Here is a 12,244-nt window from a genome sequence, read left to right as displayed (position 1 = left end):
AGTATAAACAGGATTTAATAATTTAAAAAATACTCGAGAGTAGCAAGAAAAACATCTATTATTACAGCCACGAGGAAATAAAAAACCAGCCGCTAAGCTGGTTATTATTATTCTATCGATTGTTAAGATTTGCCGTTAAGTCGTTTATTTTTTTAGTTGCAATGTTGTCATGCAGGTTTGGCTTTCAGCCTGGGTCGCAAAAGGTGATACAGCTTTGAGGCCTTGATAACTCACTTCGATAGTCCCCTCAGCATTGCGTGGCAACCACACACCAATAAAACCATTCTGATAGCTGGTCAGTGTATCTTGCAGGATAACTTTCCCGGCTTTATCGGTAATTTTCACATCAAATGCGGTATTCGCCAATTCACCACGACAGCCAGACAAACTGTGATTGAAGCATGGGTGAGTTTGGTTTACATAGGGGGCGAATGAGAGATAGAACTTATCACCCAAGGGAAAAGAATACCGCTGTTGTTCATCGGATAAGGTGAGTTCCGCACTCGTTACCGAAGCTGAATATGCCAAAGGGCGTTCTTGTTTGGATTGATCGATGGTCTCAATCATTTGCTCAGTAGTTTTTCCCGCTAAGCCATGTTGAGTCAAAAATTCCGTTTGTGTCGTCGCCGCGGCGAAATGGCTAAAAGTGACTGCAGCTAAAGCAACAATAGCCAGTCGGGCTGTTGTTGCAAATGTCTTTTTCACTGTCATGGTATCCTTCCAGTAAGAGGAAATGTTCTAGATAAGTTGGAATAATGACTGATAATCTAAACCCTCCCCTTGGGGGAGGGTCAAAGACAGATTTGAATAGAAAGGTAAACCATTGTATAGAAATGAATTTTATTGATATAAATCAAATTAACACTCTGACGTACCCCTCAAAACTGATTAATTAATATCAGGATGTTGAGCGATAAGATTCTTTCTCTTTTTCTCAAGTTCGGCTATTTCTTGATCAATATCATCAATGTTGTGTTCGATATGATCATGGTGTTCCTGCAATATCTCTCTGGCCTCCGCCCGATCAGACGCGGCTGGCGTCGCCCCTTTCAGTGGCATATTGGCAGTCTCTTTCATAAATATTCCAGTAACCAAACCAATAACCGCCACCACCATTAAGTAATAAGCGGGCATAAACAGATTTTGCGTTGTTTCAACCAACCACGCTGCGGCCGTTGGTGTCAGCCCTGCAACCAACACCGACACATTAAATGCGATAGCTAATGCGCTGTAGCGGATATGGGTTGGGAACATTGCGGGTAATATTGAGGCCATCACCCCCGTAAAACAGTTAAGCAAAATAGCCAGGATCAACAAACCACAAAATATCAAACCGATGATGCCGCTATTAATCAAAATAAAGCTGGGAATAGCGAGAATAAACAGCCCAATACTGCCACAAATAACAAAAGGTCTACGGCCAAATTTATCGCTCATTAATCCCATCACAGGCTGAACGAATAACATACCCAGCATGATTGCAATGATAATCAATACACCATGATCTTCAGAATAATGCAGACTATGGGATAGGTAGCTTGGCATGTAGGTCAGTAGCATGTAATAAGTGACGTTGGTGGCAATAACCATCCCGACACAGATAATCAGGCTTTTCCATTGTTTGGTTAAAATCTCACGGAAAGAAACCTTAGGTGGCTCGGCAATATTGTGGCGTGAATCATTATCAATTTTATCGACGTGCTGTTGAAAGGTCGGTGTCTCTTCAAGTGCATGACGCAAATAGATACCGATTAATCCTAATGGCGCAGCAACGAAGAACGGAATACGCCATCCCCACTCAAGGAAACTGGCTTCACCCACAATGCTGGAAATAAGCAGAACGACTCCAGCGCCTAATACGAAACCTGCAATGGAACCAAAATCCAACCAACTGCCAAGAAAACCACGTTTTCTATCGGGTGAATATTCAGCCACAAAAATAGCGGCTCCGGTATATTCGCCACCAACCGAAAAACCCTGTGCCAGTTTTGCCAATAACAATAATATCGGTGCCCAAATACCTATCGAGGCATAAGAGGGAATCAGACCAATACAGAAGGTACTGACCGACATAATAATGATGGTGACGGACAGGACTTTTTGCCGCCCATATTTATCACCTAACGCACCAAAGAATAAGCCACCAAGGGGCCGAACCAAGAAAGGAACGGAAAAAGTCGCCAGCGCAGCAATCATCTGAATACCGGGATCAGCACCGGGGAAAAATACCTGACCAAGTGCAAAAGCGACAAAACCATACACCCCGAAATCGAACCACTCCATGGCGTTGCCCAACGCCGCTGCGGTGATTGCCTTCTTCAGTTTGGCATCATCAATGATTGTAATATCATTGAGTTGCATAGGTTTAACACTCTTTCTTCGTAGTCCCATTGTTTCTTCCTTATGTTCCCAATAGCTCCACTGCATAAAGCATGAAAATGATGACGCGGAGTAATACCTGTTAAAAAATTCAAATTTAGTGAGATATTTATAAGAATAGTTGTAAAGCGAGGCGATGTGTAGGATAGAGCGGCCTGCAACATTTAGATAGAATAACTTAACATTATCCAAAATACATGTTAAAAGTCGAATTAAAAGCACAAAAAATAGCAATTTCCGCCATTACATCGTAAAAATCCAGACATATATACTGCTCATGTTATCAGTGGGTAAATTGGCCTTACCCGCCCGTGCAAGGCCGGGTTATCGCTTTCGTCCTTAAGCTGCACCCCCGATAAATGCCGTTGGAAAGATTGCTCCAACAACCAGGCTAACTTAAAAGCCGCCTGAGGATAATCCAAACCCTCTGGCCGGATATTAGAAATACAATTGCGCTCGGACTCCAACCGCCGCGTGTTCGGCCCCCAAGTCATATAAACCCCCAAACTATCCGGGGAAGAAAGCCCCGGCCTTTCACCAATCAACATGACAACCGCTTTGGCTTGTAAACACTCCCCTGCATCATCCCCTAATGCTACCCGTGATTGATGAGCCAACACTATCGGGGCCAGTGATAAGCCGAGCGTTTGCAAATAAGGTCGTAAGGCCATCACCAAAGGAATTGCCTGCCGGTGTACCGCTTTCGATGACAGACCGTCACCAATAACTAACAGAATATCGGCTTGCTTATCAGGCCATGCACACAACTGTTCACGGCTTTGCGACGATAGCTTTCGGCCAAGATCCGGGCGGCGCAGATAAGTTGCACGATCCGGCGCGGCACTGTTGACGGTAAGTGTCTGTAATCCTGAATCTGCCAGTTGATTAGCAAGATCCTCGCTGATAAAAGGCTGGTGCACGGCATCCCGTGCCTGCGCATGTGCCAAACCAAATTTCAACAGCTCTTCAGTAGGTAAGCTTGCTCCTGTACGGCCAAGAGCAATACGCGCAGCCGTGAACTGGCGCAAAACCGCCCACGAATTGCGATGTAACACCCCGTTTATTATCTCATTTCCGCTCATCAGAATGCCCCCATAGGTGGCAACTGCGCTAATAACGGATGATTGGCCGTGGTATCACGCAAGCGCCCCTGAGCATCCATAATATTCATTTTTTCTAGCCACAGACCAAACTCTGGTGCATGTTTCAGACCGAGCAATTGCCGGATATACAACGCATCATGAAACGACGTGCTTTGATAATTAAGCATGATGTCATCAGCTCCCGGCACCCCCATCATAAAGGTCAGTCCAGCGGTCCCCAGTAAGGTCAGCAAGGTATCCATATCATCCTGATCCGCCTCAGCATGGTTGGTATAGCAGACATCACAACCGAGTGGGACACCCAGTAACTTGCCACAGAAATGGTCTTCCAAACCGGCACGGATAATCTGCTTACCATCATAAAGATATTCTGGCCCGATAAACCCGACGACAGTATTAGTCAGTAACGGTGAGAAGCGGCGAGCAATCGCATAAGCACGCGCTTCGCAGGTTTGTTGATCAACCCCGAAATGAGCATTACCGGAGAGACAACTGCCCTGCCCAGTTTCAAAATACATCACATTGTCACCGACAGTGCCTCGCTTGAGGCTCAATGCCGCACAGTGTGCTTCTTCCAACAAAGCCAGATTGATGCCAAAACCGGCATTTGCAGCTTCACTGCCCGCGATAGACTGGAACACTAAATCAACCGGTGCTCCGCGTTCAATCAACTTAATCGTGTTAGTAACATGCGTTAATACGCAGGATTGAGTGGGGATCTCAAAGCGGCTTATCACGTCATCCAGCATATAATTAAGTTTTTCTAACAATGGCAAGCTGTCACTGGCGGGATTGATGCCAATCACAGCATCACCGCTGCCATACAGCAGGCCGTCAAGCATGCTGGCGGCGATACCCGGCAAACTGTCCGTGGGGTGATTGGGCTGTAGCCGCACACTTAAGTGGCCGGCAAGGCCAATAGTGTTACGGAATCGGGTAATAACACGGCATTTTTTCGCCACCAGAATCAAATCCTGATTACGCATTATTTTACTTACCGCGGCGGCCATTTCTGGGGTGATACCAGCACTGACTTGCGCTAGCGTCACACTGTCGGCCTGCTCGCTGAGTAACCAGTCACGAAAATCGCCGACGGTCAGATGCGCTATTGGCGCAAAAGCCTGCGGGTCGTGGCTATCAATAATCAGCCGTGTGACTTCATCCTGCTCATAAGGAATCAGCATTTGCTGTAAAAACGTTTTTAGCGGCAGATCTGCCAGCGTCATACGGGCAGCCATGCGTTCTTCAGCACTTTCTGCCGCAACGCCCGCCAGATAATCGCCCGAACGTGCCGGTGAAGCTTTAGCCATCAAATCGCGTAAATCGCCAAAGTGGTAACTACGATGGCTCAGTGTTGTCTGGTACATACTGCGTCCCTTAGTTGTTCAGGCTGCATAAACAGCCTGAACAATGATGACATTAATAGCAAGAATGGATCACTCGGCAGCACTGAGCTGTGGATCAAATGCGGCAGTAGCGCGTGAACGGTGGGTAAGACGAAAATAAATATAACCGACCAACATCATTCCAGCGAATATCAGAGCCAGCAGCGGGTTGTAATAGATCATCGCAATCAGACAGACAACCGCCAAAACTAACGCCAATGCTGGCGCAAACGGATAGAACGGCGCGGAGAATGGGCGAGTCAGGCGTGGCTCTGTTTGTCGCAGTTTGAATAATGACAACATTGAGATGATATACATCACGATGGCACCAAACACCGACATAGTGACAATATTTGCCGTCAGTGGCATGCCGCCAATAATAATCAACGAGTCAGAAAAAATAGCACCAATCCCGACAACACCACCAGCCAAAATCGCCAGGTGTGGGGTACGGAAACGGCGGTTTACTTTGGCCAGCGGCTTAGGTAAATAACCGGCGCGGGCCAAGGCAAAAATCTGGCGGGAATAGCCCATAATGATGCCATGGAACGAGGCTATCAGACCAAACAGCCCAAGCCATACCAGCATGTGTAACCAACCGCTGTCGCTGCCAACGATAATTTTCATTGCTTGTGGCAGTGGGTCGTTGATATTAGATAGCTTAGTCCAGTCGCCCACCCCACCGGCAAATACCATCACACCTAATGCCAGTAGCACTAAGGTCAAAATACCGCCAATAAAGGCGCGCGGAATGGTACGTTGTGGCTCTTTTGCTTCCTCTGCAGCCATCGAAGCCCCTTCAATCGCCAAAAAGAACCAGATAGCAAAGGGAATAGCGGCAAAAATCCCCGATAATGACCCGATACTGAATGTATCCGCGCCAGCCCAACCGCCTCTGACAAAGTTACTGATTTCAAAGCCTGGTGCGACCACGCCCATAAATACCAGCAACTCAAAAATGGCCAATATCGTCACCAACAGTTCGAAGGTTGCAGCAATACTGACACCCAGAATATTCAATGACATAAATATCAGATAGGCCCCAACCGCCACCCACTTTGGGTCAACTGCGGGGAATTGAACATTAATATAGGCACCAATTGCCATGGCAATGGCGGGAGGAGCAAATACAAACTCAATCAACGTCGCAAGACCAGCAATAAAGCCACCCGTTGGGCCAAAAGCGCGGTGAGCGTAAGCAAACGGCCCTCCGGCATGAGGAATAGCGGTGGTTAATTCGGTAAAACTAAAAATAAATGCCGTGTACATCGCGGCCACACCCAGAGCGGTAAACAGGAACCCTAAGGTGCCCGCTTGCGCCCATCCGTAGCTCCAACCAAAATACTCGCCGGAAATCACCAACCCGACGGCAATACCCCATAATTGAAAACTGCCCAACGTACGTTTTAATTCCGGTGCTTGTTTCGCCTGTGACATACCTTATCCCTATCAAAGAAATTTAATGGTAATAGTGCGGTCTATGGCTAAAGCAATGTTTGTACCAAATGCTAGATAACCGCTGAACAACGGAAATACCCGCACTTTAAGTAATGGGAAAAGGAGATGTAACGGGAGATAGCACTGTATGTGCGCTTTCCCCGCACTTTTTAGAGGCAAATGCACGAAGATGCAGCACCGCGAGGAAGGTACGCCTCATCCAGTCAAAAAAACATCGTTTTGCTGCTGGGAGTACAGCACTCACTTTAATTTTCACAAATAATGCATTACGCAATGCCACAAACAAGACGAAAATCACAAAATCAATAATTTATTAAAATTAAATATTTGTGATTAAATTCAAATTTAGACTATTGCATTTTTATACAAATACTAATTTATATAAAATAATTGTGATCACAGTTACTGTTTTTCAGTGTTTGCATTTCATTAGTATCACAGATCACATTTTTTCATCGATTTGATTAAGCGCGTCGTCAAGAATAAGCTCAATTTCAGTTAATGCCCACGAGAATGAATTAATGGGTCGCCAAGATAAAATAATAATATAAGGACTCCCTATGCAGGCGCTTATCGATTTCTTTCCTGAAAATAGTATTGCGATATATCCTTCCGCCGAGCATTGGGAACACGCTATTGATTTATCAATGGCAAGCCTAATCGATAATCATGCGGTTAAACCTGAATATAGTCAGGCGATCAAAGATGCCACACGTGAGATAGGGCCTTATTATATTTTGGCACCAGAAATAGCTATGCCGCATGCCCGCCCTGAAAATGGCGTGAACCACACCGCACTCAGCCTGACATTGCTGCGTAAAGGCGTGATTTTCGACGCTGACAGTGAACCGGTAAAATTACTAATAGGCCTGGCAGCAAAAGATGCGGACTCCCATATTTATGCTATTCAGGCATTAAGTGAAATGTTCTGTGACGATGAATCTATTACATCATTACTGAATGCTGCCAACACCGAAAATATAAAAGATATCCTTAAGCGTTATTAACCTATTCCGATAATACAATAACAAGGAATTAATATGGCTAATAAATCAATACGCGCCAAAGTACAATCCTTTGGCGGTTTTCTAACAGCAATGGTAATACCTAATATTGGGGCTTTTATTGCATGGGGGTTTATCACTGCATTATTTATCCCGACTGGATGGACGCCGAACGAACACTTCGGCAAGTTGGTCGGCCCGATGATTACCTACCTGCTACCGTTAATGATTGGTTCTACCGGTGGGCATTTGATTGGGGGTAAACGCGGGGCCGTGATGGGCGGTATTGGCACTATGGGGGTTATTGTTGGTGCTGATATTCCGATGTTTATCGGCGCGATGGTGATGGGGCCACTAGGGGGTTATTTAATTAAACATATCGATAAGCGATTGGAGAAACACATTCCAGCCGGTTTCGAGATGGTAATTAATAATTTCTCCCTCGGTATCAGCGGCATGTTGCTCTGCCTACTGGCCTATGAAGTGATCGGCCCGGCGGTGATGGAGGCGAATAATCTGGTCAAACAAGGCATCGAAGCACTGGTGTCTACTGGCTTCTTACCCCTACTGGCGGTGATTAATGAACCTGCCAAAGTGCTGTTCCTGAATAATGCCATCGACCAGGGAATCTATTACCCACTGGGAATGCAGGAAACTGCTATCCACGGCAAATCAATTTACTTTATGGTCGCCTCAAATCCAGGGCCAGGGTTAGGTATTCTGCTGGCTTTCTCACTATTTGGCAAAGGTATGAGTAAGAAGTCAGCACCCGGCGCGATGATTATTCATTTCCTCGGCGGTATCCACGAGCTCTATTTCCCTTATGTTCTTATGAAACCACTGATGATCATTGCCATGATCGCCGGCGCCATGAGTGGCATATATGTCTTTGAATTATTAGGTGCTGGCCTGGTTGCAGGTCCGAGTCCTGGTTCTATCTTCGCGTATCTGGCATTAACCCCTCGCGGTGGTTTCCTAGCTACCTGTGCGGGTGTCTTTACCGGTACTGCAGTTTCGTTCTTGGTGGGTTCCATCATCTTGAAAATGGACAAAGCCACCAGCGAAGAGAGCTTTGAAGAGTCGCAAACCGCCATGAAGAATCTAAAAGCCGAGGGCATATTGGCCAATCACCTCAACAATGATCATCCGGTACGGTTGATAGCCTTTGTCTGCGATGCCGGGATGGGGTCCAGCGCCATGGGAGCAACCACGTTTAGAAAAAAACTGGAGAAAGCCGGTTACCCGATTGCGGTAAAACATTACGCCATCGAAAACATTCCAACCGATGCTGACATCATTGTTACCCACGCCAGCCTTGAAGGCAGAGCACAGGGCGTGACGGACAAGCCATTGATTCTAATTAAAAATTACCTTGGCGACCAGGCTCTGGATATTTTATTCGAGCAATTGACTACAAGTGATAAGCCAAAGGAATCAGTATGAAAACGAAAGTGGCTGCAATATACGGTAAGCAAGATGTCCGCCTACGTGAGTTTGAATTACCCCCGATCAGCGATGACGAATTACTGGTTAGCGTCATTTCCGACAGCGTCTGCCTGTCGACTTACAAAGCAGCTTTGCTGGGTAGTGAGCACAAACGAGTACCGGGTGATGTGGCGCAACACCCTGCCATTACTGGCCATGAATGTGCGGGGGTCATTGTTGAAGTCGGTAAGAATTTAGCCACCCGCTATCGTGCTGGTGAACGTTTTGTGTTGCAACCTGCGATGGGGCTACCCAGTGGCTATTCAGCAGGTTACAGCTACGAATATTTTGGCGGTAACGCCACCTACATGATTATTCCCAAGCTGGCTATTGATCTCGGCTGTGTACTGCCTTATCACGGCAACTATTTTGCCGCCGCATCGCTGGCTGAACCGATGTGTTGCATTATTGGAGCCTATCACGCCAGTTATCACACCACACAATATGTTTATGAACACCGCATGGGCATTAAGCCCGGCGGTAATCTGGCCCTATTGGCTTGTGCCGGGCCAATGGGAATGGGGGCTATCGATTATGCCATCAACGGTGATATCAAACCGGCCCGCGTGGTGGTGGTAGATATAGATGAAGTCCGTCTGGCTCGTGCTGAGCAACTACTACCAAGAAAACAGGCAGCAGATAAAGGTATCGAACTGATTTACATAAACAGCAGCAAGCTGGATAACCCCATCGATACATTACGTCAACTCACGGGGAATCAGGGTTTTGATGATGTATTTGTCTACGCAGCTGTGCCAGCAGTCATTGAATTGGGTGATGATTTGCTGGCAGAAGATGGTTGCCTGAACTTCTTTGCCGGCCCGACAGATAAGCACTTTAAAGTGCCGTTTAACTTCTATCACGTCCACTACTCCAGTACGCATATTGTCGGTACTTCTGGTGGCTCTACCGGTGACATGGAAGAGGCACTTACGCTTTCTGCCCAGCGACGCATACAACCCTCTTTTATGATTACTCATATTGGCGGTCTGGATGCTGTACCTGAAACGGTGCTCAACCTCCCCCATATACCGGGTGGCAAGAAACTGATTTATAACGGCATTACCATGCCCCTCACCGCCATTGACGATTTTGCCGAACGAGGTAAAACGGATCCATTATTTGCGCAATTAGCCGAACTGGTCGCCGAAACTCATGGGGTCTGGAATGAAAAAGCAGAACACTATCTGTTAGCGCACTTTAACGTGGATATCGGAGTCGAGAGTGAAAACACTGGCATATGATATTTTCCGCACCACCGAACAAGCAGCAATGGCGGCCTGGCCACTGCTCGGCTGCGGTAACAAAAACCTTATTGATGGCGTTGCCGTCAGCGCCATGCGCGAGGCCTTAAATCAGATGACGATGCAAGGAAGCATTGTTATCGGAGAAGGCGAAATTGACCATGCGCCGATGCTGTATATTGGCGAACAACTCGGTGCCGGTGGACCACCTGTTGATATTGCTGTTGATCCTATTGAAGGTACCCGCATGGTCGCGATGGGGCAAGCCAATGCGCTGGCTGTGATTGCTTTTGCCCCACGAGGGATGTTGTTACATGCGCCTGATATGTATATGCGAAAATTAGTGGTAGGTGCACAAGCCAAAGGTTCCATTGACTTGCGCCGTTCACTGGCAGAAAACCTGCGCTGTGTGGCGGCTAAGTTAAACAAACCTTTAAATACGTTACGCATGATTACCCTCGACAAACCGCGCCATCAGCAGGCTATCGAACAGGCCAATGCACTCGGTGTTAAAGTTTATGCTATTGCGGACGGCGATGTGGCCGCCAGCCTGATGACCTGCTTATCCAACGGGCAGGCCGATGTGATGTATTGCATCGGCGGCGCACCTGAAGGCGTTATCTCGGCCTGTGCCATTCGTGCTTTGGGCGGCGATATGCAAGCTGAATTGATCGACTTTTGTCAGGCCAAAGGGGAAAGCGTGACGAATCGGGATATTGCCCTCACGGAGCACCAACGCTGCCAGCAAATGGGGGTTAACCTTAATCAGGTCTATTCTCTGACCGAATTGGTGCGCTCCGGGCAGATTATTTTTTCCGCAACCGGCATAACTCAGGGTGATATCGTCACCGGTATTAAGGAAAAAAATGGGGGCCAACTTCAAACCCAAACACTTTTGATTAACGGGCTGGATAACACCTGTAATATCATCAACTCCCTCCACTATCGATAATGGTGTTAAGGGTAGGATGACTGCATTAACTGAAGATGACGTACTCGAAAGGCTCGCCAGCCCTGAAAATCTCAATGATTTTCTGCTGAATGCCAATGAGATCTTATTTCAGGGTATTAAAAGCCTTCTGCCCTATTTATTTATCAATAATGATGAAGATATTCAGGAATACGCCGTCAAGCCTTTATTAGCCAAGTCAGGCCCACTGGACAGTCTGGATGTTTCTTTGCGCTTAATTTATGCGTTGGGGCAAATAACAAAAGCGGTTTATGCCGATATTTTGTTATTTTCTCAGCTCAGTGAGCATTTGCAGAAAACCGGAGATATTACTGAGTTTCATGACGATATCGTTTATGAATTTATGGGTAATCTCAATGCCGTGACCCAGAATAAAACCTTATTTCAAATGATTGAAAAGATGAAGTTTTCTGACTTCACCATTTTTAATCAGACCCGCTACGGGAATATGGTGAAAACCGGGCTGACGTTGGCAGTGACGTCATTATTACAGGAACTGACTTATGAGAGTGGAACTTAACATTAATGGGCTACAGAACAGCGCGCATTTTCCCGACCGCGATATTACTCATCTGCATCTGCCACTATTAGCCTCACTGTCTCAGCAACAACAGCAGCTTCAGCGCCGCATGGTGGTTTTTTTATGCGCGCCACCCGGTACCGGTAAATCCACCCTCGCCACATTTTGGCAATGGCTTTCCCAACGTGACACCACTCTAACACCGGTACAATGTCTGCCTATGGACGGCTTTCACCACTACAATCACTACCTTGATGCCCACCAGTTACGCAGTAAAAAGGGAGCACCAGAAACCTTTGATTTGCCTAAGCTACGTCAGGCTATCCACAGCTTGCAGCAACCTGGAGCGACCTGGCCTGCCTATGACCGCCGGTTACATGACCCGGTTGAAGATGCCATTATTGTCGACGCACCGATTATCGTGCTGGAGGGCAATTGGTTATTACTGCAACAACCCGGTTGGCAGCAGTTGAAAGCACTGGCTGATTACACTATTTATATTAATGCCGCCCCAGAATTACTGCGGGATCGCCTGATTGAGCGCAAGATCCGTGGCGGTTTATCGCCACAACAGGCCGAGGATTTTTACCTCGCCACTGACGGCCCTAATGTGTTCAAGGTATTGCAGTTCAGCCAGCCCGCCGACTGTCATTTAGTGATGGATAGCGATATGAGTTACCACAAAGCCTGAGCCAC

At 46.9% G+C, this 12,244-nt stretch carries 11 protein-coding genes; 6 read left to right on the top strand and 5 right to left on the bottom strand.

Features of this window, described 5'->3' with window-relative positions; all coding sequences use genetic code 11:
* Positions 1–144 precede the first annotated feature (144 nt).
* The 5 genes from cueP to eat all read right to left on the bottom strand — a co-directional run bounded on the left by cueP (position 145) and on the right by eat (position 6,304).
* Positions 145–705, bottom strand: a complete 561-nt coding sequence (gene cueP, locus ACWJJO_RS20220) for a copper-binding periplasmic metallochaperone CueP (protein WP_481091462.1) — start codon at positions 703–705, stop codon at positions 145–147.
* 183 nt (positions 706–888) lie between these two features.
* Entirely contained in the window at positions 889–2,391 is a 1,503-nt protein-coding gene (gene proP / locus ACWJJO_RS20215; RefSeq protein WP_083162503.1) for a glycine betaine/L-proline transporter ProP, read from the bottom strand.
* A gap of 263 nt (positions 2,392–2,654) precedes the next feature.
* Complete coding sequence (gene eutC, locus ACWJJO_RS20210) at positions 2,655–3,461, bottom strand: ethanolamine ammonia-lyase subunit EutC (protein ID WP_481091461.1); 807 nt, start codon at positions 3,459–3,461, stop codon at positions 2,655–2,657.
* A complete protein-coding gene (locus ACWJJO_RS20205) occupies positions 3,461–4,849 on the bottom strand; it encodes an ethanolamine ammonia-lyase subunit EutB (protein WP_372569638.1) in 1,389 nt (462 codons plus the stop codon). Before ACWJJO_RS20205 ends, eutC begins: the two co-directional genes overlap by 1 nt.
* A gap of 69 nt (positions 4,850–4,918) precedes the next feature.
* Positions 4,919–6,304: an ethanolamine permease gene (gene eat, locus ACWJJO_RS20200; protein ID WP_083162497.1), complete on the bottom strand. Its 1,386-nt coding sequence runs from the start codon at positions 6,302–6,304 to the stop codon at positions 4,919–4,921.
* Positions 6,305–6,885: 581 nt separating this feature from the next.
* On the opposite strand from eat, the gene ACWJJO_RS20195 reads away from it, so the two are divergent.
* The 6 genes from ACWJJO_RS20195 to ACWJJO_RS20170 are packed head-to-tail and all read left to right on the top strand — an operon-like array spanning position 6,886 to position 12,239.
* Complete coding sequence (locus ACWJJO_RS20195; protein WP_083162495.1) at positions 6,886–7,332, top strand: PTS sugar transporter subunit IIA; 447 nt, start codon at positions 6,886–6,888, stop codon at positions 7,330–7,332.
* A gap of 33 nt (positions 7,333–7,365) precedes the next feature.
* The gene (locus ACWJJO_RS20190) at positions 7,366–8,772 is read left to right on the top strand and encodes a PTS mannitol transporter subunit IIBC (protein ID WP_102970533.1); all 1,407 of its coding nucleotides are present in this window, start codon (positions 7,366–7,368) and stop codon (positions 8,770–8,772) included.
* Positions 8,769–10,058, top strand: a complete 1,290-nt coding sequence (locus ACWJJO_RS20185; protein WP_372569640.1) for a zinc-binding dehydrogenase — start codon at positions 8,769–8,771, stop codon at positions 10,056–10,058. The genes ACWJJO_RS20190 and ACWJJO_RS20185 overlap by 4 nt, the downstream gene beginning before the upstream one ends.
* Before the next feature lie 28 nt (positions 10,059–10,086).
* Entirely contained in the window at positions 10,087–11,010 is a 924-nt protein-coding gene (glpX, locus tag ACWJJO_RS20180) for a class II fructose-bisphosphatase (protein WP_372569916.1), read from the top strand.
* A gap of 16 nt (positions 11,011–11,026) precedes the next feature.
* Positions 11,027–11,548 carry an MltR family transcriptional regulator gene (locus tag ACWJJO_RS20175; RefSeq protein WP_083162489.1) on the top strand — a complete coding sequence of 174 codons (522 nt, stop codon included), beginning with the start codon at positions 11,027–11,029 and terminating at the stop codon, positions 11,546–11,548.
* Positions 11,532–12,239 (top strand): nucleoside/nucleotide kinase family protein, encoded by a 708-nt coding sequence (locus ACWJJO_RS20170; protein ID WP_083162487.1) that lies wholly within the window; start codon positions 11,532–11,534, stop codon positions 12,237–12,239. Before ACWJJO_RS20175 ends, ACWJJO_RS20170 begins: the two co-directional genes overlap by 17 nt.
* Positions 12,240–12,244: the final 5 nt, after the last annotated feature.

Source organism: Yersinia antarctica, assembly GCF_056636475.1.
This window is presented reverse-complemented; position numbering and strand designations above follow the sequence as displayed.